The 26,028-nt window shown below is 39.3% G+C and carries 21 protein-coding genes and 1 pseudogene; 1 reads left to right on the top strand and 21 read right to left on the bottom strand.

Features of this window, described 5'->3' with window-relative positions; genetic code table 11:
- Window positions 1-166 precede the first annotated feature (166 nt).
- The 20 genes from VIHSUH07_RS07410 to VIHSUH07_RS07315 form a co-directional block, all read right to left on the bottom strand.
- Complete coding sequence (locus VIHSUH07_RS07410) at window positions 167-1,657, bottom strand: TolC family protein (protein ID WP_105084466.1); 1,491 nt, start codon at window positions 1,655-1,657, stop codon at window positions 167-169.
- Between the two features lie 26 nt (window positions 1,658-1,683).
- On the bottom strand, window positions 1,684-2,943 hold the full coding sequence (locus VIHSUH07_RS07405; protein WP_105084465.1) for an MlaD family protein: 1,260 nt from the start codon (window positions 2,941-2,943) through the stop codon (window positions 1,684-1,686).
- Complete coding sequence (locus VIHSUH07_RS07400) at window positions 2,943-3,701, bottom strand: ABC transporter ATP-binding protein (RefSeq protein ID WP_105084464.1); 759 nt, start codon at window positions 3,699-3,701, stop codon at window positions 2,943-2,945. Before VIHSUH07_RS07400 ends, VIHSUH07_RS07405 begins: the two co-directional genes overlap by 1 nt.
- Before the next feature lie 24 nt (window positions 3,702-3,725).
- Entirely contained in the window at window positions 3,726-4,487 is a 762-nt protein-coding gene (locus tag VIHSUH07_RS07395) for an MlaE family ABC transporter permease (RefSeq protein ID WP_105084463.1), read from the bottom strand.
- 42 nt (window positions 4,488-4,529) lie between these two features.
- Window positions 4,530-6,557 (bottom strand): SpoIVB peptidase S55 domain-containing protein, encoded by a 2,028-nt coding sequence (locus tag VIHSUH07_RS07390; protein ID WP_105084462.1) that lies wholly within the window; start codon window positions 6,555-6,557, stop codon window positions 4,530-4,532.
- Between the two features lie 11 nt (window positions 6,558-6,568).
- Window positions 6,569-6,853, bottom strand: coding sequence for a biotin/lipoyl-containing protein (locus tag VIHSUH07_RS07385; protein ID WP_005376637.1), 285 nt, complete (start codon window positions 6,851-6,853; stop codon window positions 6,569-6,571).
- 85 nt (window positions 6,854-6,938) lie between these two features.
- Entirely contained in the window at window positions 6,939-8,279 is a 1,341-nt protein-coding gene (locus VIHSUH07_RS07380) for a phosphodiester glycosidase family protein (protein WP_105084461.1), read from the bottom strand.
- 201 nt (window positions 8,280-8,480) lie between these two features.
- Window positions 8,481-9,710 carry a rod shape-determining protein gene (locus VIHSUH07_RS07375; RefSeq protein ID WP_105084504.1) on the bottom strand — a complete coding sequence of 410 codons (1,230 nt, stop codon included), beginning with the start codon at window positions 9,708-9,710 and terminating at the stop codon, window positions 8,481-8,483.
- 49 nt (window positions 9,711-9,759) lie between these two features.
- Window positions 9,760-11,025 (bottom strand): UDP-N-acetylglucosamine 1-carboxyvinyltransferase, encoded by a 1,266-nt coding sequence (gene murA / locus VIHSUH07_RS07370; protein WP_105084460.1) that lies wholly within the window; start codon window positions 11,023-11,025, stop codon window positions 9,760-9,762.
- A 182-nt stretch (window positions 11,026-11,207) separates the two neighbouring features.
- Window positions 11,208-12,170, bottom strand: coding sequence for a class II fructose-bisphosphatase (glpX, locus tag VIHSUH07_RS07365; RefSeq protein WP_105084459.1), 963 nt, complete (start codon window positions 12,168-12,170; stop codon window positions 11,208-11,210).
- Between the two features lie 33 nt (window positions 12,171-12,203).
- Window positions 12,204-12,848 (bottom strand): fructose-6-phosphate aldolase, encoded by a 645-nt coding sequence (fsa, locus tag VIHSUH07_RS07360; protein ID WP_009661456.1) that lies wholly within the window; start codon window positions 12,846-12,848, stop codon window positions 12,204-12,206.
- Window positions 12,849-12,857: 9 nt separating this feature from the next.
- Window positions 12,858-14,138 carry a serine--tRNA ligase gene (serS, locus tag VIHSUH07_RS07355; RefSeq protein ID WP_005379799.1) on the bottom strand — a complete coding sequence of 427 codons (1,281 nt, stop codon included), beginning with the start codon at window positions 14,136-14,138 and terminating at the stop codon, window positions 12,858-12,860.
- Between the two features lie 72 nt (window positions 14,139-14,210).
- Complete coding sequence (locus tag VIHSUH07_RS07350; RefSeq protein WP_105084458.1) at window positions 14,211-15,164, bottom strand: cation diffusion facilitator family transporter; 954 nt, start codon at window positions 15,162-15,164, stop codon at window positions 14,211-14,213.
- A 166-nt stretch (window positions 15,165-15,330) separates the two neighbouring features.
- On the bottom strand, window positions 15,331-16,650 hold the full coding sequence (gene potE / locus VIHSUH07_RS07345; RefSeq protein WP_105084457.1) for a putrescine-ornithine antiporter: 1,320 nt from the start codon (window positions 16,648-16,650) through the stop codon (window positions 15,331-15,333).
- Window positions 16,651-16,713: 63 nt separating this feature from the next.
- Window positions 16,714-18,888 carry an ornithine decarboxylase SpeF gene (speF, locus tag VIHSUH07_RS07340; protein WP_105084456.1) on the bottom strand — a complete coding sequence of 725 codons (2,175 nt, stop codon included), beginning with the start codon at window positions 18,886-18,888 and terminating at the stop codon, window positions 16,714-16,716.
- A gap of 395 nt (window positions 18,889-19,283) precedes the next feature.
- Window positions 19,284-20,795 carry a lysine--tRNA ligase gene (lysS, locus tag VIHSUH07_RS07335; protein ID WP_105084455.1) on the bottom strand — a complete coding sequence of 504 codons (1,512 nt, stop codon included), beginning with the start codon at window positions 20,793-20,795 and terminating at the stop codon, window positions 19,284-19,286.
- A gap of 29 nt (window positions 20,796-20,824) precedes the next feature.
- On the bottom strand, window positions 20,825-21,298 hold the full coding sequence (gene greA / locus VIHSUH07_RS07330) for a transcription elongation factor GreA (protein ID WP_005379802.1): 474 nt from the start codon (window positions 21,296-21,298) through the stop codon (window positions 20,825-20,827).
- Window positions 21,299-21,410: 112 nt separating this feature from the next.
- Window positions 21,411-22,403: a tRNA dihydrouridine synthase DusB gene (dusB, locus tag VIHSUH07_RS07325; protein WP_105084454.1), complete on the bottom strand. Its 993-nt coding sequence runs from the start codon at window positions 22,401-22,403 to the stop codon at window positions 21,411-21,413.
- A 91-nt stretch (window positions 22,404-22,494) separates the two neighbouring features.
- Window positions 22,495-23,262 carry a type III pantothenate kinase gene (locus VIHSUH07_RS07320; protein ID WP_005376623.1) on the bottom strand — a complete coding sequence of 256 codons (768 nt, stop codon included), beginning with the start codon at window positions 23,260-23,262 and terminating at the stop codon, window positions 22,495-22,497.
- 9 nt (window positions 23,263-23,271) lie between these two features.
- Window positions 23,272-24,246, bottom strand: a complete 975-nt coding sequence (locus tag VIHSUH07_RS07315; protein ID WP_005376606.1) for a biotin--[acetyl-CoA-carboxylase] ligase — start codon at window positions 24,244-24,246, stop codon at window positions 23,272-23,274.
- A 215-nt stretch (window positions 24,247-24,461) separates the two neighbouring features.
- Between VIHSUH07_RS07315 and VIHSUH07_RS07310 the strand changes: the two genes are divergently transcribed.
- Complete coding sequence (locus tag VIHSUH07_RS07310; protein ID WP_105084453.1) at window positions 24,462-25,805, top strand: threonine/serine ThrE exporter family protein; 1,344 nt, start codon at window positions 24,462-24,464, stop codon at window positions 25,803-25,805.
- Between the two features lie 102 nt (window positions 25,806-25,907).
- On the opposite strand, the pseudogene VIHSUH07_RS07305 reads toward VIHSUH07_RS07310, so the two are convergent.
- Window positions 25,908-26,028 (bottom strand): annotated as a pseudogene (locus VIHSUH07_RS07305) (IS256 family transposase); the annotation flags it as partial.

Raw genomic sequence — 26,028 nt, 5'->3', positions numbered from 1 at the left:
TTATTTATACATCAATATTACCATACTCTATGATATTTCAATAGTATATGATGCATAAATTTTATGAAATCAAAATGTAATTTATCCTAGTTAATCATAAAAAAATGACGACCGCTAAAGCAGTCGTCATCCGATTAATCATCGTAATATATTATCGGTTATACGATTATTTTTTTGTAGGTGCAGCTGTTGCCAATGCTGCTAATTGTTCTACAGCACCACTATTGGCAATCACATTTGCACCTTGACCTACAGGCGTATCTAAAGGAACACCTGTTGCTTGTTCAAGAGCAGAAATACTTACATTGTAATTATATAGAGCATCTACATAATTATTACGAGATTCTGTTAATTTAGTTTCCGCATCGAGTACATCAAGGTTTGTTCCTACACCAGCACGGTAACGAAGCGTTGCAATACGGAAATTTTCTTGCCCCTGTTTAACAGCAGTTTGCGTGCTTTGAATTGTTTGTTCTGCAGACCGCAAGTTAAGGTATGCTTGTTGTACTGCAAGATTTACCTTATCTACAGCAGCCAAGTTAGCTTCTTTAGCTTTTTCTAATGTATCTTGAGCGACCTTAATTTTATTTTGTGTTTGGCCCCCATCCCACAAGCTCCATGTCGCAGATGCGCCAATATGCCAAGATTTACTGCTTGTACCAAAGTAACCATCAGGATCAGCATAGCCACGACCAGCCTCAACACCTACAGTTGGTAAATAGCCAGATTTTTCAGCCTTTAATGCCTCTTCAGCTTGTTTCACAGCCATTGCAGATTGTACAAGGGCAGAACGATGAAGCATTGCATAAGCCTTTGCTTGCTCTAATGTAACTGCATATGGTTTATATTGCAAATCATTTTCTGCTGTTGTAATAGATGTTTGTGCAGGATATGCGATGACTAGATTCAAATTTGCTTCTGCCAAATTTGCTGCATTTTGAGCTTTTACAAGATTAGTTTGAGAATCTGCCAAATTAGTATCAGCCGCTAATACATCAGAATTAGCTACAAGGCCTACATTATATTGAGCCTTAACACTATCTACATGACCTTGATAGTCCTTAACCGCTTGGTTCGCTACGTCTACCTTATTACGATACATAATCAATGTATAGTAACCATTGATAGCATCATATTTGGCTTGTTGTAATGCTTCTTCATAAGCAGCACCACTACCTTCACGAGCAAAACGAGACTTATCAATATTAGCATCTAGTGCAGGACTAAATACAGGTGCTTTAATCGTGAAGCTATGTTGACCGCTCTTAGTAGTAGCAGTTCTACCTGTCATAGCATTGGCACCATGATTACGAGTACCTTGCCATGCGTAGGATACATTAGGATTTTTTCCCGCTGCAGTAGCACTTACTGTTGCTTTTGCCGCTTGGTAGTCCCACAAGGTTTGTTTTGCCGTGCGATTATTCGCCAATGCAAGAGAGACTGTACTATCTTCATTTAGGTTCAATGCAGCTTCATATTGTTGTGTATCTTGAGAAGCTTTTTGAGCTAATTGTTGTTGCGTTAATTGAATCGCTTCTTTTTGAAGTTTTGTAAGTTTATCACCATTATTGACAGATGTAGAAACAACGTCACTTGCGAATGCACCTGTTGTAGCCATCGATAATATTACGGCTAAAGAAAAGGCCTTCTTATTCATACGTATACCTCCACACGATATGTGTTTTAAAAGACTTGTTTAATACCAAAGTAGGTGCCTCCATTTGAAGAACCAAATGGGCGTGTCATTTGCACAACACCGTACGTATTATTATGTAAGCGTATATCAGAACGTAGTCGATATTTAGGATGATTTAGATCATACATAGCTGCAGAAACGCCAAAAGACCCACGTGGATTATAGTCAATGCCAAATCCGAGCTTGCTTTCAAAAATACCGCCGCGTACTAACCATTTATTGGCGATAAATTTACCACCATTCAAATCAAAATCAGTTCCATCACCAATGTTAGAAAGTCCAAATTCGCCCATGCCTTTATCTGTGTAAACACGAGCACGACCATTGATACGAACCTCTTCTTGATTTGTATTATAAAGTAAATCCACAGAAGGTTCTACTTTAATAGATGACTTTTTTTCAGAACCATTAGCCTCCGCGGAACCATTAGAGTTTTCAGATGCATATGGTTTGCCACCTAACAATTTATTGACACGAGCAGAAATTTGCTCTGTATTATGCAATGTTGCTTTAATATTTTCTTGTGCTTTTGGGTCCGTTACGGTTCCTTCCATGGAACGCGCCATATGGTCAACACGATCTGTAGTTTGTTTAATATTTGTTAAAATGGCACGCATGTCATTACCAGCATTACCATCGGCATTAAATTGTTGAGCCACTTGATTTAGTTGAGCCGTCACATCTGCCATATTCTGTGTAACTGCTACCGCATTATCAGCCATAACAGCCGTAGATTGTAAGGAATGTTTTAATGCATCCTGAGTCTTAGGATCACCAATAATAGTATTAATGGATTGCAACATTTGTTCTGTACCAGCCATTAGTTTTTGAGCGCTTTGCATGGCTTTATCCATCGCATCAACACCTTCACCCTTAACGGAATCTCCATCATGTAAATAAACAGTTGATTTCCCCGGTGAAATTTGAATAAATTTATCTCCTAAGAATCCATCAGATCCTAAGGTAAAGGTTGAATCGCTTGGTATTTGTGTTTTATCGTCGATTTTCATCTTTACCATAACCCCAGATGGTGTGATTTCAATATCCGAAACTGTACCAATTGCGACACCAGAAAATTTAACCTGATTGCCATTTTTCAACCCATTAACTTGAGCAAAATCACCAGTAATCGTCATCTGCGGTTTTGCAAATACGTCTATGCGTCCCACAAATATGATTCCCAGTACAAACAACACAATACCTACAATTGTGAAAGCCCCTACTTTAGCTTCCGTCGTCCACTTCATTATATGTCTCTCCTTGTTACGATATCGATAGCCTCCGCCTCACCATGAATAAATTGTTGCACCTTAGGATTAGGTGAGTTTTTAAAATCCTCAGTTTTTGATACTTCTATAAATTTCCCCTTATCAAGCAATGCAATTCTGTCAGCCACATAAAAAGCAGACTGCATATCATGAGTTACTACGATAGATGTACAACCCAATCGTTCTTGCATACCTCGGATGAGCATACTAATGGTCCCCGATGTGATAGGGTCTAGACCTGACGAAGGTTCATCGTACAAGATGAGCGTCGGGTCTAGCGCGATAGCCCGAGCAAGACTCACCCTTTTTTTCATACCCCCAGATAACTCATTAGGCATGTAAGATTCATAACCGCTCAAACCAACCCAGCCAAGTCGTTCAGCAACAATGTGCTTAATCTCATCATCACTCATATTGGTATGTTCTCTTAGACCGAAGGCGACATTTTCCCCCACTGACATAGAGTCAAATAGTGCGGAGTATTGAAATACCATGCCCATCTTTTGTCGTACCTTATTAAATTCTTCTTCAGATAATGTAGTAATATCTACACCATCTACAATAATTTGGCCCGATGTGGGACGTTGTAAACCTATAATCAAGCGTAATAGAGTACTTTTACCACTACCACTACCACCTAAAATGACAAGCGTTTCTCCATCTGCAATGGTTAGATTAACAGAATCTAATATTACACGCGTGTCATAGGCTACAACTACATCACGTAATTCAATCATAAAGCCCTCGTTCGAGATAATCGATTAAAAGAGTAGAGTCGATAAAAAATAATTCAACACAAATACTAAGATAATACTAGTTACAACAGAGCTAGTAGTGGAAAAACCAACTGCTTCGGCCCCCATCTTTGTATGCATCCCCTTATAGCACCCTACAAGAGCGATGACAGCACCAAAAACGCTAGATTTAATTAACCCCAATGTAAAATCAGAAATGGTTGAAAACATTTGTATCGAATCTAAATAGGTGGCTGGTGCTAGCCCCTTTATAGCGGTAGCTACAAAATAACCGCCTACTATACCAATGACAACGCCATAAAATGCAAGAATTGGTACCATAATCATACAAGCTACAACACGAGGTACAACGAGATACCCAATCGGATTTACAGCCATAACCCGTAATGCATCGATTTGTTCTGTAACCTTCATCGTACCAATTTCAGCCGTAATGGCAGCCCCTACACGGCCTGCTAATACGACGCCTACAAGAATAGGCCCTAATTCACGGCCCATTGCAACGGCCATGAGTCCACCAACCGTCCCTTGAGCACCATAGGTAATCAATACATCGGTAATTTGTAGTGTCATTACACCACCTGCAAATAATAGTGTCAGGCTAATAATCGGTAGTGAGTCTACGCCAAGATGAGCCATCTGTTGCAGTACATGCCATGCATTGAGCATTTTTAATTGTTTTATGGTCTGCCATACAAGTAGCATAGCAGTACCCACATTCGATAGACCGGCCATTACATTGCGACCTATCATCTCAAGCCAATTCACAACAGCCCTCCCCTTACTTACTATTTGCTTATATTTCGAATTTTACTCTACTTGATCATTCGAAGGTTTATCATTAGATGGTTTGTCATTCGAAGGTGCATCACCTGCTGGTTTATCCTTGGATGGTTTTTCCTTGGTTGGTTTAGTAACAGTTTTATCTTTTTTATTTTGAGATGCCTTGGAATCTTTTTTATTACCTTGATCTTCTAATTCCAATTTATGTTCCATCTTAACCTGTTCTTTAGCTTCTTTAGCACGTTTAGCTAATGCTTTGTCACGGTCTTTAACACTCATAACTTGGATTGTAAATTGACCGTCCCCTTGAACGATATACTCTGTGTCGATAGCAGTTTTTTCATTTTTCTTTTCATCATCTTTGCCATCGCTAAGGTCTTCACTACCTTTTTTCTTTTTAAGGTCTCCAGGGCTAGGTTTATCTTCTACACCTTGAAGTTTTGCCTTTTTCACAGAACTTGTAGAAGCCTCTTCATTTACAAGACTAACGCCATCTTCTAAGATTTCTACAACAATTTGATTATTCGTATCAGTCTTTTGTAATTCGTCAAACAAATCGTTAAAGTCTTTGTAAACTTTTAAACGGCGTAGAACTTCATCAGTCAAATTATATTTTTGTTTTTCTAATACATATGGCAATGGAATCTCGCCACCACCACGAACCTCTAAGGTGTATTTACCTAAAGGTTGGTCCTTAGGCACTGTGAAGAATACCTCTTTATTAACTTTTTCCCCACGATATGGTTCTAATGTAACGTCAACTACAATCGTGTCACCAGGAGATACAACGGTCGATGATGCAGCTGCATCCACAAGTTTTGCCGTTTTCTTATCTTGCGTTACCTCTGTTTCCACATTGATATCCGCAATTTCATAGTTAATAAATCGATTGTTCATCAATACATCGATAACATTGTAAAATTCATCAACCGTTTTTTCACTAATGGATTCAGAGCTATAAAACATATTTGTTCGCGTTAATGATTTTTGTTCACCATTACGTGGTGTAATCGTATAGGTAATTTTAGCAGTACCAGCACCACTGCGATCTAATGTCTTATTCAACATATTATACAGTGCTGTAGCCGCTAATGTAGGTGTCATATCCTTATCTTCAATAACCTTTACATTAGACTGCTTATCACGGCCCATATCGATATCTTTTAAATGAAAGCGAACTGGAATCCCGCTAGAAATAGTACCAGAAACACCGGCAATACCTGCGCCACGGTCCTCTGTAACGGTACCGATTTCACGTCCCATAGAACCTAGTTTAAAGGCTGATTCATAACTTTTAACAACCGTAAAAATATTGGCATTATGCATAAAATAATTAGCAGAACCATGTTTTAAAAAAGGATGCCCAAAGGCTACCATTTGTTTGCCATCAACATAGGTAACGGTCCCAATAGCACCGAGTTTTAAATCGCCATCAACCAATAACGCTGCTACAGAACCACCAGCCTCTAAAGGCTTCGCAATATCATCACTACTAGAACTAGCAGTATCATAGGTTTCGTAATTGTATTGAGGTAATTTTGATTTAAAATACTCCATAGATGTACTATCAAATCCATAGGCCATCAAAGGAGTCTTCATTGGAATTAATTGTTTATCTGACCAGGTATTTGTCAAATTCTTTTCATATGGTATATTCCATAATTTCACCATATCTTCGATAGGCGTTATCATGCCAATCGTGCCATCCGCAAAGCCCCAACCATATGCTACGGCACCTACAAGTTTCCCATTAATGTATACAGGACTACCACTCATACCATGCGCAATGCCACCGGTCTGTTCCATAACAGGGCCAGAAAACTTTGCGAGAATCAAATGTCCAGATGGGCCTTTATCCTTCATAACGCCCAATACCTTAACATTAAAATTAGATATCGTATCCCCTACTATTACTGTTTTTGCTATACCTTCCATACCAGTCTGTACATCTTGAACAGGCATAAAATCAACTGCCTGTGCCGATGATAGAGCACTACAGAAGAAAAGCGCCAGTATCGTTTTTCTATACCGACGCCAAGAATGAGAAAACTTCATTCCTATCTCCTTTATTTGCTTTCTACAGTGACAACGACTTGATCACGAGAAATATCCGAACCTACTGTAACATCAACTGCAGTCACAGTGCCATTCACCGTGGATTTAGCTGCCGCCATAGGGCCTGCCAATGTTTCTACAGTCACCAATGTTTGACCTTCTGTAACAGAAGTGCCAACAGCAACAGTAGAAGCAACTTTACCTGTTAATACACTTTGGTATGATACAGGGGCCGCCATTACAGAAGTAATCCCTAGTGCTGTTAAAGCCGCTAAGGCTAAAAATGTCTTTTTCATAACGATCCCTCCTTTTACAATAGAATACATAAAGACATTATACTAAATATCTAGCTTTTTTTCAAACAAAATTGTATGCAATATATCACTTAATTATAAGCATTTTTTCATAAGCACTAGGTGTTTCATTACCTTTGTGAGTATAATGACCACCAACCTCTACATCAACACTGCCTTGATTGGATAATTCAAAGCCATTGATAGCCCCTAAAGAGGTCAATAAGTTAGCCCCTTCTTCCAGTGTAACACCGACAGACGAAGCATTGTGTTTATCTACAGTGGCTACAACGAGTTTTTCATCCTTTGTGGTTCCGATGAAACTTCGACTACGATTCGTAGAGTCTTTAGGTCCCACATAATTACCATTATGTAAAACGAGTGTGCCCCCTTCAACCATAGCACCGCCAGCAGTCTCTACCTTCGCAAGCTCCTGACGTGGTTGCAATACAACAGGCGTGCCCACTTTTAACGGTTTTAATGAAGCTATGGCCTCACCATGAGCAGATAATACAAATTGATTAACCCCTAATGCGGAATTGCCATTTCCTACCTTAATAACCTTCCCATTACTTACTGTCACTTCATAACCGAATTCATTTGTTTCCGTACTTTTACCAAAACTAGATGTATACAGCGTAAGAGCATTATTTCTACGAGGACCATTTACGGCGGTTATCACCAACGTAGATTTAGGTGTCTTAGCCTGTAGCAATGGTTTCTTCTCTTCTATAAAATATCCTCTACTCGGCGTATAGCGAAGAACGCCAACAGATTGAATGCGATTTAAATCCACCTCTCCAGAAGCACTAACAGAATATGGTTTATCAAAGTTCTTTCCTGGAACGGATAAACCGACAGAGGCAATGTGTTGCTGTGAAATCGAAGACAACGGTTTTCCACTAGGCACACTTGCTACTACCATTGGCGCATCATTATTAACTGTCATCGCATAAGCGCGAATCAACCCCTCGTTAACGGCTGTTTTTATATTAGCAGTCTGAATTGATGCACCTACACTTTTTGTTGTCTTCTGGCTATAATCCGAAAACAAATCAACAACTACACGATTGGGATTTGATAAGGTGAAAGCATGATAATTAATCGATTGATTTGCAGTTAATCGAACCTGCAAGCCATCATTGATAGGTTGAAAGGACATCCCCTTTAACACACCGGTTTTATGTGTGGTACGATCTGCGGCATTGGAAATTTTATTCGTTGTATTGGCTAAGTTTAAGGTAACCGTATTTTGGTTTGCATTATATGACTTAGTCCAAGATAAAGGTAATTCAGTCATATCAAAAACAATACGGCTTGCACCATCATAATCAGATACTCGCACGGCAGTTAAATCACCGGCATAAGCAGTAACAGTAGTTGTTACCATAATAGATGCCATTATAGCGGCTGTTTTAAGGCGTATCATCATCGAACTCCTTTACAATATATAGAGTTTATAAATCTTGTATGTCAACGTATTCTGTTATAAATCAGAACTAGATATAACAACTTAAATTAGATTATATTTTATTATTAATTTTATACAATCTATTTACTTGTAGTATACACTATTTCTCGTAAGAATTCAAAAAGCTGAGGCAGTTTCCCACCTCAGCTTAAAAAAATTTTATTGTAAGTCTTCTAATGTATCTCGCAATGATGACATTTCATCTAATGTTTTTGCTACCCCTTTAATCACCGCATATCTTGGTAATTCGACTAAATAAGCAGCTATACCAACAGACCGAGAAATAACACGATCAAGTCCACTAATCAAAGCCCCACCACCGGTGAGAATGATACCATGATCACCTATAGCAGCCACTAATTCAGGTGGCGTTTTTTCCAATATAGACTTGATTGCCTCAAGAATACTCATAACTTGAGACTCTAATGCACGTTGTATCTCTAACGAATGTAATGTAACCATCTTAGGCAAACCGCTAATAGCATCACGGCCTCGAATTTCTACCTCTCGCTCTTCAGAACGCCGATCGACCGTGCCTGCAGATATCTTTATTTCTTCTGCTGTTAAAGGACCAATGACGAGCTTTTTCTTACGTCGCACATATTGAATAATGGCTTCATTGAAAGAGTCCCCTCCAATACGTAATGATTCACTCACCACTACGCCCGTATCGCAAAGAACGGCAATATCCGTAGTGCCACCACCTATATCTACGACCATAGCACCGACCTTGTCAGCTTCATTTAAATTTGTGCCCATAGCCGCCGCTAAAGGTTCTTCAATAAGAACCGTCTTCTTAGCGCCGGTTCGTAATAATGCTTCAAGAATAGCACGTTTTTCAACAGGAGTAATTCCCGATGGAACACAAACAACGATACGCGTTTTCATAAGACGCGATGCAGGAACAACAGAACGAATAAAATACTTTAGCATAAATTCCGTCATGTCGTAATCAGCAATAACGCCTGCCTGCACAGGTCGTATAACTTCAATTCCCGTCGGAGTTCGCCCAATCATGCGACGTGCGCTTTCACCTACAGCTAATACATCGCCAGTCCGAGTATCTTTCGCTACACAGGCTGGTTCATCTAGCACAAGGCCCTTGCCCTTAACATAGATCAAAACATTAGCCGTACCTAAATCGATACCCAAATCAAATGTAAGGGAACGACCAAATTTAAATACTGTCTCTCCTACATTCTGAGGGGACACAATACGCTTCAATGTCATAGCTGGAGTAGTCTTTGCTATAGGCATTGTCCGTTTTTGACGACGTTCTTTACGGCGTAATTCCGTCACCTTAACCATAGCTGCTCGCGAAGTACGCTCTACAACCGACTCTTTTTTAGCATTTACATCATTGTCTTGACTGCGACGCAAAGCCGGCACTTGTTTACGCCGGCTTCGTTTCTTATTATTCTGTTTTGGCCTTTTGTTCTTATTCGTCAACCCGAACAATATCGGCACCTAACCTTTTCAATTTACCCACTAAATCATCATAACCGCGATCGATATGATGCAAACGACCCACTTCTGTTGTACCTTCTGCAGCTAGGCCTGCACAAACTAAAGCCGCCCCAGCGCGTAAATCAGTTGCATTTACAGCAGCGCCATGTAAGGATTGCATACCTTCTACGATAGCTTGTCGATTGTCAATATCGATATGCGCCCCCATCTTACGCAATTCTGCAACATGCATAAAACGGTTTTCAAATACAGTTTCCGTTACTGTACTCGTACCTTCCGCAATAGTGGTAAAGGCCATAAATTGAGCTTGCATATCTGTAGGAAATCCAGGATATGGCAATGTTTTAATATCTACAGCTTTTAAGCCTTTGCCAGTGCTAATAACACGAATTCCGTCAATATCTTCTTCTACAGTAACACCCGCTTCTTTCAACTTAGCTACCACTGGTTTCAAATGTTCAGGCAAGGCATTTTCTACGAATACATCACCACCAGCCATAGCCGCAGCAATTAAATATGTACCAGCTTCAATACGATCTGGAATAACGGTATGGATAGCACCATGCAAGGATTCTACACCTTCAATACGAATCACATTCGTACCTGCACCGCGAATATTGGCACCCATCGCATTCAAGAATGTAGCTAAATCAACGATTTCTGGTTCTTCTGCAGCATTTTCAATAACTGTTTTGCCCTTAGCCATAGAAGCCGCCATGATTACATTTTCGGTAGCCCCTACGCTTGGGAAATCCAAATAAATTTGTGTACCTTGTAACCCCTCTGGAGCATGCGCATATACATAATCTTCTGTAATTTCAATCTTAGCACCTAGTGCTTCAAATGCTTTTAAATGTAAATCGATAGGACGCGCACCAATAGCACAGCCACCAGGCATGGAAATTTTTGCTTCCCCTTTGCGAGCCAACAATGGTCCCATCACAAGGAAGGAGGCTCTCATTTTTCGAACTAATTCATAAGGAGCTTCCGTAGCTGTCAACATAGATGCATCGAAGATAATTTCATCATCAGCTTCGTTTCGTGTAATCTTAACGCCCAAAGATTCTATAACTTGGGAGATTGTACCAACATCCTCCAAATTTGGAATTTCCAATAATTTACTCGGTGTTGATGCTAATAAAGTAGCTGCAATAATAGGCAACACCGCATTTTTCGCACTACTAACGCGCACGCGACCATTCAGCTGATTACCGCCTTTAATAACGAGCTTTTCCAAAAGAATTCCTCCTACATTTCTTATATTAAAATGGTTATATTCATGTATAACCATTTTCGTCACACTGTTATATACTAACGATTATTATACTATTTTTTAGGCTTTCTCATCAAGTAAAAACCCCTAAGATTATCAATCTAATCTTAGGGGTCTACACGGACTATATAATGAAAGCAAAGAAATTAACGAGCTTTCAATGTTGTTAATTTTTCATCTCTATGAATAGTATCTAGGAATCGTACAGTACCTGTTTTAGAGCGCATTACAATAGTATGAGTACGAGCACCGCCTGGGAAGTATTGAATAGGATTCAATAAATTACCGCGTGTAATCGCTGTAGCAGCAAAGATTACATCATCAGTACGAACTAAATCATCTAGTGTCAATACTTGGTTAACATCTTTAACACCCATTTCATGGCAACGACGAATTTCTTCTTCGTTCCCTGGTTTCAAACGAGCTTGCATATCGCCACCGGCACATTTAAGTGCTGCTGCTGCTAATACGCCTTCTGGTGCACCACCAGTGCCGACTACCATATGTACGCCGGAACCTTCGATACAACATTCCATCGCAGGGTTAACATCACCATCAGAAATAAGCATAATACGAGCGCCTAAATCACGAGCTTCTTTCATTAAGCCATAATGACGTTCGCGATCTAGCATTACCAAGTTGATTTCATCAACCTTACGGCCCATCTTTGCAGCTACGTTTTGAATATTTTCGGTCAAAGATTTTGTAATATCAATAGCGCCTGCACCACGAGGACCTACGCAAATTTTTTCCATGTACATATCAGGTGCATGTAATAAGCCACCCTTTTCAGCAATGGCCATAACAGCAATAGCACCATTTTGGCCTTTTGCAATCAAATTTGTACCTTCGATTGGATCTACTGCAATATCTACTTCTGGACCGCCAGCACCAACATGTTCACCAATATATAACATAGGAGCTTCGTCAATTTCGCCTTCACCGATAACAACGGTACCGGAAATACGGACAGAGTCAAATGCTTGACGCATTGCATCAACTGCTAAGCCATCAGCTTCGTCTTTTAGACCTCGACCTAACAAACGACCACTACGAAGTGCAGCTGCTTCGACTACACGAGCAAATTCTAAAGATAAAGTACGATCCATTTTAGGGCCTCCTTAAAAAGATGTTTATATTACTTATTGATTAGCTTGTTTCCAATCAGCCATGAATTTTTCTAACCCCGCATCAGTCAATGGGTGTTTCATAGCTTGTAACAACACTTTATATGGCACTGTTGCAATATGGGCACCAGCTTTCGCACATTGTAAAATATGCAATGGTGTACGTACGCTAGCAGCGATAATTTCAGTATTAATACCATGAATAGCAAAGATATCCGCAATATCTTGAATTAATGTCAATCCATCCATGCTAATATCGTCAATGCGGCCTACAAAAGGGCTCACGAATGTGGCACCAGCACGAGCCGCCAATAATGCTTGATTAGCAGAGAAAATCAATGTTACATTTGTCTTAATGCCTTCTTTTGAAAGCACTGCAACGGCTTTTAAACCTTCTGGAGTCATTGGGATTTTAACAACTACATTAGACCCGAGTTTTACAAGCTCATGCGCTTCTTCAATCATACCCGGTGCATCACTAGCAATAACCTCTGCACTCACAGGGCCCTCTACAAGATCAGCAATTTCCTTGATTACTTGTTTTAAATCGCGTTTAGCTTTCACAATCAAGGATGGATTTGTCGTTACCCCGTCAATAAAGCCATAAGAGTAGGCATCTTTAATTTCACTAAATTCGGCTGTATCAATAAAGAATTTCATGGGACCTCCTTATTTGGCAGGCGTAATTTTTTCTACGCCGCCCATGTATGGAACCAACACCTTAGGAATCACAACGGAACCATCTGGTTGTTGATTATTTTCCAAAATTGCCGCTACGGTACGACCTACTGCAAGGCCAGAACCATTCAATGTATGAACGAATTCAGGTTTGCCTTTAGGACCACGACGGAATTTAATATTTGCACGACGAGCTTGGAAGTCCGTCATATTAGAGCAAGAAGAAATTTCTCTATATTTATTTTGTGCAGGCATCCATACTTCTACGTCATACGTTTTAGCAGAACCAAAGCCGATATCACCAGTACACAATGTAATAACACGGAATGGCAATTCTAATAGGCGTAATACTTCTTCTGCATTATCTGTCAATTTTTCTAATTCATTCCAAGAATCTTCTGGTTTTGAAAGTTTTACCATTTCTACCTTGTTAAATTGATGTTGACGAATCAAGCCACGTGTATCACGGCCAGCTGAACCTGCTTCAGCACGGAAACATGCAGTAAATGCAGTGTAATATTTAGGCAATTCATCTTCACTCAAGATTTCACCGCTGTGATAATTTGTTAATGTAACCTCAGCAGTAGGAATCAAAAAGTATTCTGTATTCTCAACGTGGTACATATCTTCAGCAAATTTAGGCAATTGACCTGTACCTGTCAACGTTTCACGAGTTACCATATATGGTGTCATCATTTCTGTATAGCCTTGCTTATCAACATGAAGATCAACCATGAAGTTAATAAGAGCACGTTCTAAACGAGCACCTAAGCCTTTATATACGGTAAAGCGAGCACCGGACATTTTTACAGCACGGTTAAAATCAAGAATATCTAATTCTTCGCCGATATCCCAATGCGCTTTTGGTTCAAAATCAAATTGACGTGGTTCTCCCCATTTGCGTTGTTCTACATTTTCGTCTTCATCAGCACCAACAGGAACAGATGCATCACACATATTTGGCAACATCAATGCAGCATTGCGCAAAGATTCTTCTACTTCACGAATGCGACCATCTAACTCAGAGATTTCGTCGCCAACGCGTTTCATTTCTGCAATTTTATCATCTGCATTTTCTTTATTGCGTTTTAATTGGCTGATTTCTTCTGTTACAGAATTACGTAATGCCTTTAATTCTTCAACCTTTTGAATCAATTGTTTTCGTTCATCATACGCAGCAACAAAGGTGTCAAGATCACCCTTTGTATGACGATTATCCAAATTTTGTTTTACTAATTCGAGATTTTCTCGGACAAATTTCAAATCTAACATAGTATCAGCCTCTTCTATTATGTCGTACAATTTAGTATTTTAATACACTTAAGTATACCATAAAATATAGCATTATTCATCATCTTCTTCATCGAGAAGATAATCCTTAGCCATCCATTTACGGGTCGCAGTGAAGGAAATAGTGACCCATTTCTCTGTAGGATTACCGCCGATTTCTTCATCGATTTCATTTCGAATACGATCGAGTTCCGCTATTGTTTGATAAGGAAACTTCTTTGGCACTAGAATATCAATCTCTATGATACGCGAGTTACCATAAGCCTGTACACTCGTCACATAATCCTTAAATGAATATTTTTCCATAAAACGATCCATGATTTCTTGTACCTCATCATGTAAAGACGAAGGTGCCCAACCTAATATCTGTTTCGTAGACGGTACAAGAATCTTAATAACCGACGGAATCATTTGCAATGATAATACTATTAAAACAATAGGGTCAATATATACCGCCAAATAACTGTATGATGTATCCTCTAACAAGATAGCAGCTATAAAGCTGATGAGGAGGGCTGCCTCAAGCCACGCGTCAACAGACCAGCTCACATTATCAAACTTGATCAGATTCGATTGTAAACTTTTATTAATGCGATGTACGTAAAAATAATATGCTGTATCGGCTATAGTAAAGAAAATAGCATAGTAAATAGCTATACCGAAATCAACATGGCGACCACCATTTAGTAAATCCCCTATACCACTAATCAGTGCGTATAATACAATCAATAGGATAAAAAATCCTTCCACAACGAGCACAAGAGGCTCAAACTGCCAATATCCAAACTGGAACCGTTTACTTGTTTCGCGCGCTACCAATTTGGCCGTCATAAGCATCATAATCTTAATGATTACATCGATGAATGAAAATATACCATCTAATAATACGGCACTAGAACCAGTAATTACACCCATAATAGTACCACTAACGGCCACCAACGACATTAATGCAACGGACTGCTTTAGTAATCGTTGTTCTATGGAACGCCTTGCAGCTAATATATCCATAATTACCCCCTTTTATACCTATATTATTTCATTATACTCTAATATTGAGTATTTTTAAAATCACACAAAATAGCCCCCCACTATTAGAATTCTATACTTCTAATAGCAGAGGACTATTCAAAGGAGATAGTATCGCCAAAGTTCTTATAACAATAGCTTAATGGTACTATTTACCAATATTATGTTCTAAATCAAAACGATCGGATACGAAACCGTATAATGTCCAACCTGCAAAGGTTACAATAGAACCGTATGTCATAGCGTCAAAACCAGATGCATACAATGCATATAAGCTATATAAGGAACCGATAAAGGCGATGAATGTCGTACCTTTAAGTTCACTACCAGCACGTTTTGCAGCTTTCATCAATACGATAACGGCACCCATGGATAATAGATAAGGAATAATATTCGTTACAACGGCCAAGTTAACCAATGTTTCGAATTGTTCACTTAAGGAAGGACTAATTGTCATCAAACTCATAAGAGATTGCAAGATAGTAATTGTTACCATACCAACTACTGGAGCATCTTTAGATGTAATTTTACTGAACAATTTAGGGAAGTAGCCTTCGTCAGCGGCACCTTTAAATACATTCGCAATCGTGAACTGCCAACCAAGCAAGGAACCGAAACAAGACATAACCATAAGGCCCATAACGATTTTACCAACTGTACCATTGAACATGGACGCGAACGCTAGACCGAATGGTGCGTTACTATTAACGAGTTCGCTAGCTGGTACGATACCAAATATCATATTAGTAGAAACGATATAAATCGCAGCAGCGCCTAATGTGCCACCAAGAACGGCTTTTGGTACATTCTTTTCTGGATTATCTACAGCATCAGCATTAGCACATGCGGATTCTAGACCAAGGAAAGCCCACAATGTCATGGCGATGGAGTTTGTAGCCGCTTCGCCAAATGGCATGTTGTTGACATTCCAGTTTGCCACATACATATCTGCGGAGAAATATGCCCAACCTACAGTACTAATTACAAGTACTGGTGCAATAACGCCCCATACAGTAAAGCTAGATACACGACCTGTAATACTAGCACCACCAAAGTTCAATACTGTTGCAAGCCATAATGTGAAAATTGTATAAATACCAGTCATTAATGGTGTTAATGTTGCATCAGCAAAAGTTGCTGCATACCCTACAGCGGAAATAGCAATTGCAATATTAGCAATCAAAAGAGATACACCATAGGTATAGTTCGCCATAAAGTTCCCTGCTTTACCGAAGGAATATTCAGCATAACCACCCATGCCGCCACCTTTGCGTCCATACATACCACATTTAGCAAATGCGTATGCCAAACACATGGAGCCTACGGCTGTGATCAACCAAGATACGATTGAAAGAGCGCCTACCTGTGCCAACTTTGTTGGCAACATGATAATACCGGAGCCCATCATATTTACAGCTGTTAAAATTGTCAGCTGCAATACGGACATTTTATTTTTGCCTGTACTCATAGTTTTACCACCTTTTTATTGATTGTGGCGCCGTCAGAGAAACTCTGACGGCACACAATAGTGTTATTTTTCAAATTCTTTTTTCAATACATAGCCATATGCTTTTTTAGTTCCATCTGGTTGTGGTGTAATGTATACGCCTTGAATTTCAGGAGCAAAGCCAGGTAACTTGTTGATGCCTTCTTGCAATGCTAAGAAGTAATCACAAGCAGTCTTGGACCAACGTTCACCAGGTTGTACACACAATACTCCAGGAGGATAAGGAAGAGCACCTTCAAGAGCAATGCGGCCTTCAGCTTCATCTAATGGTACAAGTTCGCCTTTACCACGTTGGAATTCAAAGTTCGCTTCTTGAGGATTCAATACATATTCTGGGAAGTAGTCATGTAAGAACAAGCGTTCTTGTAATGTACTAACTTGTCTATCTTTGTAGAAATCATGCATTTCTTGGCATAATTGACGGATATGATAGCCTTTATACTTATCGATATTAGCATAATAAATCGATGGTAAAACATCTTGCATAGGCGCATCGGCTTCAATTAATTCTTCAAAACGAATCAATTGTGCAACCAAATCATCCATCTTAGTTTTGGATTCTGCTGGTGTCATCAAGAATAGAATTGTGTTCAAGTCACATTTTTCAGGAATGATACCATTTTCACGCAAGTAGTTTGCAAGAATATTGGCAGGAATACCGAAATCTTCGTATTCACCAGTTTCTACATTGATACCAGGTGTAATCAATTGGAATTTGCAAGGGTCGATAAAGTATTGGCCTTTACCATAACCTTTGAAGGAATGCCATTTAGCATTAGGTTCGAATGCGAAGTATTCCACATCTTGAGCCATTGCTTTTGTATCCCCATCTTCCCATTTTTTACCATGTACAACAGGAGGTACTAATGGACGAAGGTATTTACAATGTTTCAATACAGATTTACGAGCATCGATAACTGTTTCTACACAGTCAATCCAAAGTTTTTTACCAGCTTCGCCTTCATGCATCTTAGCATTTACGTCGAGTGCTGCAAATAATGGATAGAATGGAGATGTAGACGCATGCATCATAAATGCATTGTTAAGACGTTTATGGTTTACATAACGGTCTTGACCTTTAACGTGTTTATCTTTTTTGTGGATTTGAGATGTTTGAGAGAAACCAGCTTGTTGTTTATGAACAGATTGAGTTACCAATACACCTGGGTCATTAGGGCCTAATTCCAAGAGCAATGGACTGCAGTCTTTCATCATAGGGATAAATTGTTCGTAACCAACCCATGCGGAGTCGAAGAAAATGTAATCACAAAGGTGACCAATCTTATCAACAACTTGACGCGCATTATAGATAGTACCATCGTATGTACCTAATTGGATAACTGCTAAGCGGATAGGACGTTCCGCTTTTGCTTTTTCAGGATCTTTTTCAGCAATCAATTCACGAATGTATTTTTCGTCGAAGCAGTGTTCCAAAATACCGCCGATAGAACCAAATGGATTACGAGCTGTTTCAAGGTATACAGGTGTTGCACCAGCCATAACAAGAGCACCATGGCAAATAGATTTATGGTTGTTACGGTCATATAAAACGATATCGCCAGGTGTTAATAACGCATTCAATACAACCTTATTGGATGAAGATGTACCATTTAATACGAAATAAGTTTTATCTGCATTATATACTTGCGCTGCATGTTGTTGAGCTGCGCATGCTGGGCCTTCATGGATTAAAAGGTCCCCTAATGCAACGTCCGCATTACAAAGGTCAGAACGGAACACATTTTCGCCGTAGAAATCGTAGAATGCACGACCTGCTGGATGTTTACAGTAGAATTGACCACCTTGGTGACCTGGGCAATCAAATTGAGAATTACCTTCTTCTACATAATCTGCTAACGCTTTAAAGAATGGAGGCAATGTAGATTCTTCATATTTATCTGCAGCAGCCTCTATTTGACGTTTATACAAGTCAAAGTTTGTGCTAGAACCATCAATTACACGTTCCACTTTCCCCATGAATTGATCTATATCAACAGTATTATCAAAAACCACTAAAAAAATAGGGATGCCAAAGGATTTTACAGTTTCATTTTCTAAGATAGCAGTATCATTTTCACTAATAACGATGGCTGCTATATCAGTAAAATCAGTTTGACTTAAATCAACACTTGCACGACCTTCTAAAGGGCCAAAGTAATATTGTGCCTTATGAGAAAATGCGACCTTCATGTGTTTCATAATACGTTCCTCCTAATATAAGAGTTGTAATAAAATTAATGGAACTTATGTACATAAATATAAGATGTATACCCCTTTAGTAATTGATAGCTATCTCATTTAGTTAGGTATATTCTTTATCTTTATGTATATTCTAACATTTATATAATTTAATTTATAGCGTTTAATAATACGCATTATACATGCACTTATCGCAATTATGAGTTTTATGCAAAATGAATATTACGTTAAATTATAGAATATAGTTGTATAAACTTTTTCATATGTTGATAACCATTATTAATATATAAAGTAATTTATACCCCACGCTTCATGTATATCTACTTACTGACAAAAAAAAAGGCTGTAATAGCACACAGTTTCACCGCATTCTATTACAGCCTTTAATTTAAAAATTATTCAGTTATTTCTTCTTGAACTTGAGATGTTTCAGGTTTCATTAATGGGAACAACAATACATCGCGAATGGATGCAGAGTCTGTCAAGAACATAACAAGACGGTCGACACCAACGCCCAAACCTGCTGTTGGTGGTAAACCGTATTCAAGAGCATTGACGAAGTCTTCATCCATACGGTGAGCTTCATCATCACCTGCTTCACGTTCTTTCAATTGATCCAAGAAACGTTGTTTTTGGTCAATTGGGTCATTTAACTCGGAGAAGCCATTTGCCAATTCACGGCCATAGATAAACGCTTCAAAACGTTCTGTAGCCAATGGATTTTCACGACTTGCTTTGGCAAGTGGAGAAATTTCTTTTGGATGACCATATACGATAGTTGGTTGAATCAAGTTTTCTTCTACATAATCTTCGAAGCAAGCATTCAAGATTTTACCAATACCATCATTATCTGTGTATTCTACATTCAAACGATCTGCAATAGCACGCGCTTCTTCTACAGTAGTTACTGCATCAAAGTCTTCGCCAGTGTATTTTTTTACACCTTCTGCCATTGTGATGCGGTTCCAAGGTGGAGTTAAATTGATTTCAGTACCTTGGTATGTAATTTCTTGTGTACCTAGTACTTCTTGAGCACAGTAGGATACAAGATTTTCTGTTAAACGAATGGCATCTTCTACATCACCATATGCTTGGTAGGATTCGATAGTTGTAAATTCTGGGTTATGGCGATTATCGATACCTTCATTACGGAAACAACGGTTCATTTCGAATACGCGTTCCATACCGCCAACAATTAAACGTTTTAAGTATAATTCAGGTGCAATACGCATATAGATATCAATATCAAGCGCATTGTGATGTGTAATGAATGGACGAGCAGCAGCACCACCTGGAATTGGATGCATCATAGGTGTTTCCACTTCCATGAAGCCATCGTTCATCATATATTCGCGAATCTTCGCAACGATTTTAGAACGTTTAATAAATGTATCGCGTACTTCTGGATTTACGATTAAATCTACATAACGTTGACGATAACGAAGTTCGGTATCCTTTAAGCCATGCCATTTTTCAGGTAATGGACGCAATGCTTTGGATAACAATGTCAATTTGTCGACTTTAATCGTAACTTCACCACTGTGAGTTCTAAATACATGGCCTTCAATGCCTACAATATCGCCAATATCAAGCATTTTTACATATTTGTAATTATCTTCGCCCAATATATCTTTACGGAAATATACTTGGATATCACCAGACAAATCGCGAATATTGGCAAATGCTGTTTTACCATGGGAACGCATCGTCATCAAACGACCTGCGATGACTACAGGTTGGTCTTCGTAGTTCAAGAAGTCATTTTTAATATCTTTTGCATGATCTTTAACAACAAACCGTTGGCCGAATGGATAAATACCATCAGCTTCGTATTCAGCCAATTTGTCGCGGCGAATTTGCATTTGATCATTTAATTCTTCTTGTAAGTTTTTAATTTCTTCACTCATGTTATCGCCTCTTTTGATAAAATGAAAAATTATTGAATTGCTAACACTTTGAAAGTAACAGGACCATCCGGTGTGGATACCTCTACTTCATCGCCCTTACGTTTACCCAAAATAGCTTTACCTACAGGTGATTCGTTGGAAATACGATTGTTGAAAGGATCTGCTTCGGAAGAACCAACAATAACATATTCCAATTCATCATTGTACATTGTATCTAATACGGTAACCTTGCTACCTACGGATACTACATCACCCTTAATGGATTCATCAATGATTTTTGCTGTATTAATTTTATTTTCTAACTCAGAAATATAACCTTCAATGAAAGCCTGTTCATTTTTAGCATCATCATATTCAGAGTTTTCGCTGATATCGCCGTATTCAATAGCTGTTTTAATACGTTGTGACACCTCAATACGGCGCACAGATTTATAATATGCTAATTCATCCTCAAGTTTTTTCAAGCCTTCGGCTGTAAGTAATGTTTCTTTTACGTCTGCCATGGAATCTCCTAATCTTTCTACATATAAATAATAGAAAAAGTGTCATAGTACGATGACACCTTATCTTTCATCTTTAATTTTTAATCAATTATACTAAGAACCCCTGTATTTGTCAATGTGAGCCCCAGTTTTCCAATACATCTCTATAGGTTGAAAGCTCTGTTTTAAAGCTTTCAACAGTGTGAATTGTATTCACACGATTGCGCCAATAAGCGGCTTCAGGCATTCCCCTCATATACCATCCCGCATGTGTTCGGATTTCTCTTACCCCTAGAGCCGCCCCTTTATACCGACAGAGTAGTTCAAAATGTTTGAGCAACATATCTAGTCGCTCTAAATAGGTAGGTTCTGGTCTTAATTCACCGGTCCTTAAATAGTGATTAGTGCGCTCAAAAATCCATGGATTGCCTTGTGCACCACGACCAATCATAACCGCATCACAACCTGTTTCTTGCATCATACGAAGTGCATCTTCAGGAGTCCATACATCACCATTCCCTATTACGGGGATTGATAAGGAATCTTTAACCGCTTTTATATAGGACCAATCCGCTCGCCCCATATACATCTGTTCCCGTGTGCGCCCATGAACAGCAACAGCTGCAACACCAGTACTTTCGATACGTTTGGCAAAGTCGACCACATTGATATGATCATCGTCCCAACCGATACGCATTTTGACCGTCACCGGCACATCAACAGCTTTTACTGCGGCTTCTGCTACGCGAGCCGCCAAGTCAGGTGTTTTCATCAACGCCGAACCGTCACCGCTAGTGACGACCTTTTTAACAGGGCACCCCATGTTGATATCTACAATATCTGCACCAGCATCTGCTACCACCTTCGCGCCCAATGCTATTGCTTCTGGATTAGAACCAAAAATTTGTATCGATACAGGATGCTCGACCGCTTCCATACGCAATAACTCATGCGTGCGCTCATTTTTATATTTGATACCCATAGCACTGACCATTTCGGTACAAACCATAGAGGCACCATGTTCTTTGGCCAACAGTCGATATGCTATATCGCTAACCCCTGCCATAGGAGCTAAAATAGCCTTACCTTGGATAGGTACATTACCAATGGTCCATGTTTCTTTCATTATAATTCACCTAATAAAACAGGTACAGCCTAAGCCGTACCTGTTGTTATACATTCATACTATAATTACAACCAACTCTATTATAGTACCATTATTTATTTCGTTCGTAAATGAGACGGAGGCCTTCCAATGTAAGCATTGGCTCTACATGGTCGATACAATCGGTAGCACTGCTGATGAGCTGTGCCAAACCACCTGTTGCCACCACAGTTACATCGCCACCCATTTCAGCTTTCATACGTGTCACTAGGCCCTCTACCTGTCCTACATAACCATAGAACATACCGGATTGCATAGATGATACCGTATTACGATTAATAACCTGACCTGGGTCCTTTACCTCAATACGAGGCAATTTTGCAGCGCGTTGGAACAGAGCCTCTGCTGAAATCGTTACGCCTGGCGTAATAACGCCACCAATATAATCACCATTTCCAAGGACTGCACAATAAGTTGTAGCGGTGCCAAAATCAATGATAATCAATGGCCCCTTATATACAGCATTGGCCGCTACGGCATTAACGATGCGGTCAGCACCTACCTCACGAGGATTATCATATTTAATAGCGATACCGGTTTTTGTGCCAGGACCTACAATGATAGGATTTACATTAAAGTAACGCAAGCATACACGTTCTAATGTTGGCATCAATGGCGGTACTACAGAGGAAATAATGATAGCCTTGATATCCTTTGCGTTAACCTTGCGATCATGAAAAAACAAATTCATCATCAACATGCCATATTCGTCCGTGGTACGCACACGATCTGTAGAAATTCTCCAGTGTCCTACTAAATTTTTCTTATCGTAAACACCGAGAACAATATTCGTGTTTCCCACATCAATTACTAATAACATGCATTCCTCCTATTTTCGCGGACGTATAGAAACATCGCCTGCAACAATTCGTTTAACTTCTCCATTAGTCGTTTTCACCAATAAATTTCCATCGTCATCGATATCAGTTGCCACACCTTCATAGGTATTCCCCGGTGCTCTAACCTCAATTTCTTGATTCAAAGTAACGCTCAACTTACGCCATTCATTTAGGGTATCCTCAAATCCACTATCTAGCACATCGTAATATTGGTGTTCTAATTCTTCTAAGATGATTTTGAAAGCTTCTGTCCGTTCAATATCAACGCCTTCCATTAAGAGAGATGTGGCGATTTGTTTTATTTCTTCCGGTAGCTCTTCTTGTTTCGTCTTAACATTGACCCCTATGCCCATAACGATATAGGAAATTTCCTCCATCGATCCAGACATTTCCGTCAATATACCAACAAGCTTACGACCATTTACCAAAATATCATTCGGCCATTTAATACCTGCATCAGCAAGCCCCATTTTGTGAAACGCCTTGGTAAGGGCCACAGCAGCCATCAACGTACATTTAGGAGCCTCCGCAGGGGGAAAATCAGGTCGTAGAATAAGGCTAAACCACAAGCCTTTTCCAAAGGGAGAATACCAACCACGAGACAAGCGGCCACGACCAGCAGCCTGTTCCTCTGTAACGACTACGGTGCCTTCCTCAGCGCCTTGTTGCGCCAATCTACGAGCTTCTAAATTCGTTGATTCAGTTGTATCCATATATACATATCGTTTACCAAAAATATCGGTATTCAATATTTGTTTCATTGCTAATGGGCTTAACAAATCCGGTTCCTCCAACAAACGATAACCACGCTTTGTATAGGACTCAATTTTATAGCCCTTTTGTCTTAGTGCTTTTATATGCTTCCAAATGGCAGTTCGTGATACATGACATGCTTCAGACATATCTTGACCTGAAACAAAGTCACCTTGATTCTGTCTTAAGAATTCTAGTACTTCATCACGCATGATAAGGCCCCTTTCTCCTGTCGGTTTACAATTCGATTGTACAAGTGGGCCCTTGAAAAAGCAAGTGTTATTTATCAATTTAATAAATAATCATTCAAAAAAATGCAAAAAATCTAGATTTTTATACCCCATTAGGTAGACAAATAGATTAATGAATGATATTACAGACCATTAATAGTATAATGAGTTAAGGATGATAAAATTAAGGAGTATTAATGAAACGATTTACATTAGAAGAAAAAAATGAGGTCTTGGAGACCCCCTTTATCCATATTCATCGAAAATTGGATGTATTATTAAATATTGCTAAATTACTAATGGAATGCGGTGCTGACACGGTACGAATAGTATCGGAAATCCAACAGGCTGCTACATTTATGGGAATTCCACACAATTATTTAAATATCCATATTAGTTATACAACGATTATGATTAATATTTTTCATGAAGAACGCTCTATAACAGTTTTCCGAAAAACGCCAATCCACATACCGAATATGGCCATGATTAATGCCATATCAAAACTCACCTGGCGAGCTTTTGAACGCCATTATTCTTTAACTACCTATGAACGTTTAGTTGAGAAACTACAACAAACCATTCCCGTCTATCCAGTCTGGGTAAAAGGTATTGCTTGCGCATTAGGATCTGCCGGTTTAGCTTACTTATACAGTGCGGATATTATTGCATTAGTAGTAACATTCATCTGTTCATTATGTGGCTATTTTATGAGGGTCGTATCTCAGCGCCTTGGATTTAATGAATATTTAGGCAACGCTATCTGCGCCTTTACGGCCATGTTTATTGCCTATGGTTTCTATACCTTCATCGAGTTAGGATCACTGGTATATGTCCTCGTCTGTTGTACACTCTTCATGATTCCAGGTGTGCCACTTATCAATTCTGTTATCGATACTATAAATAATCACATTTTATCCGGCATAACACGAGCTATTAGAACCTTACTTATCGTGGGCAGCATGACACTCGGCATGGCGATGGCACTTTACTTCAGTCCATTGCCGGCATTTAACTTTGTGGATATTAAACCTCATATTTTTTCTATAGCACAGATTATTGGTTCCTTTGTTTCCGCCGCCTCATTCGCTGTACTATTTAATTCACCAGCTCGACTATTACCCTATATCGGGCTAGGCGGTGTCGTTTGCGTAGCAATTCGTAATCTAATGCTTTTAGAATATGGATTTGCCTTACCCGGTGCTACATTCATTGGTGCAGCCGTAATGAGCGTCATCTTTGTCAAACTCTCCACATGGCTACGAACATCTGGTCCGGTACTAGTCGTACCATCAGCTATCGCACTGATGCCCGGCATTTTGCTCTATCGTTTTCTATTTGATATATTACACATAAACTCACTAAACGAATCAGGTCTATTGTACATGGCACAAAACGGGACTACTGGCATTCTATCTATTGTGGGTATCGCAGTTGGTGTGGCTGTACCAAATGTACTAGCCCAACGATACCTTCAAAAACGTAAGAATCAACGCACTCAAGAATTGATGGCTACGAGACATGCCTGTGATGGACAATAAAAGGACTTGTTATAACAGAAACATTTCACATACAGCAAAAGGGGCTACCTAACGGTAGCCCCTTTTAATTATGTAGGGTTATAGGACAAAAAGTGTGTGTGACTAATCCCAATAAGTTGGAAAATCTGTAGACATATGTAGCTCATTCCAAACAGGAGCATCGCCCCATTGAGGGATTGAACGATCTATTTGGTAATAATCAGATAACCGTTTGTAGATAGCA

This window comes from Veillonella sp. T34266-5, assembly GCF_002959815.1.
GTDB classification, from domain to species: Bacteria; Bacillota; Negativicutes; order Veillonellales; family Veillonellaceae; genus Veillonella; species Veillonella atypica.
The sequence above is the reverse complement of the archived record's forward strand: the minus strand, read 5'-3'. Positions and strand labels throughout refer to the sequence as shown.

Coding starts and splice junctions, on each gene's coding strand:
- VIHSUH07_RS07410 (WP_105084466.1), bottom strand. CDS start 1,657: ATGAATAAGAAGGCCTTTTCTTTAGCCGTAATATTATCGATGGCTACA.
- VIHSUH07_RS07405 (WP_105084465.1), bottom strand. CDS start 2,943: ATGAAGTGGACGACGGAAGCTAAAGTAGGGGCTTTCACAATTGTAGGT.
- VIHSUH07_RS07400 (WP_105084464.1), bottom strand. CDS start 3,701: ATGATTGAATTACGTGATGTAGTTGTAGCCTATGACACGCGTGTAATA.
- VIHSUH07_RS07390 (WP_105084462.1), bottom strand. CDS start 6,557: ATGAAGTTTTCTCATTCTTGGCGTCGGTATAGAAAAACGATACTGGCG.
- VIHSUH07_RS07385 (WP_005376637.1), bottom strand. CDS start 6,853: ATGAAAAAGACATTTTTAGCCTTAGCGGCTTTAACAGCACTAGGGATT.
- VIHSUH07_RS07380 (WP_105084461.1), bottom strand. CDS start 8,279: ATGATACGCCTTAAAACAGCCGCTATAATGGCATCTATTATGGTAACA.
- glpX (WP_105084459.1), bottom strand. CDS start 12,170: ATGGATCGTACTTTATCTTTAGAATTTGCTCGTGTAGTCGAAGCAGCT.
- fsa (WP_009661456.1), bottom strand. CDS start 12,848: ATGAAATTCTTTATTGATACAGCCGAATTTAGTGAAATTAAAGATGCC.
- serS (WP_005379799.1), bottom strand. CDS start 14,138: ATGTTAGATTTGAAATTTGTCCGAGAAAATCTCGAATTAGTAAAACAA.
- VIHSUH07_RS07350 (WP_105084458.1), bottom strand. CDS start 15,164: ATGGATATATTAGCTGCAAGGCGTTCCATAGAACAACGATTACTAAAG.
- potE (WP_105084457.1), bottom strand. CDS start 16,650: ATGAGTACAGGCAAAAATAAAATGTCCGTATTGCAGCTGACAATTTTA.
- speF (WP_105084456.1), bottom strand. CDS start 18,888: ATGAAACACATGAAGGTCGCATTTTCTCATAAGGCACAATATTACTTT.
- lysS (WP_105084455.1), bottom strand. CDS start 20,795: ATGAGTGAAGAAATTAAAAACTTACAAGAAGAATTAAATGATCAAATG.
- greA (WP_005379802.1), bottom strand. CDS start 21,298: ATGGCAGACGTAAAAGAAACATTACTTACAGCCGAAGGCTTGAAAAAA.
- dusB (WP_105084454.1), bottom strand. CDS start 22,403: ATGAAAGAAACATGGACCATTGGTAATGTACCTATCCAAGGTAAGGCT.
- VIHSUH07_RS07320 (WP_005376623.1), bottom strand. CDS start 23,262: ATGTTATTAGTAATTGATGTGGGAAACACGAATATTGTTCTCGGTGTT.
- VIHSUH07_RS07315 (WP_005376606.1), bottom strand. CDS start 24,246: ATGCGTGATGAAGTACTAGAATTCTTAAGACAGAATCAAGGTGACTTT.
- VIHSUH07_RS07310 (WP_105084453.1), top strand. CDS start 24,462: ATGAAACGATTTACATTAGAAGAAAAAAATGAGGTCTTGGAGACCCCC.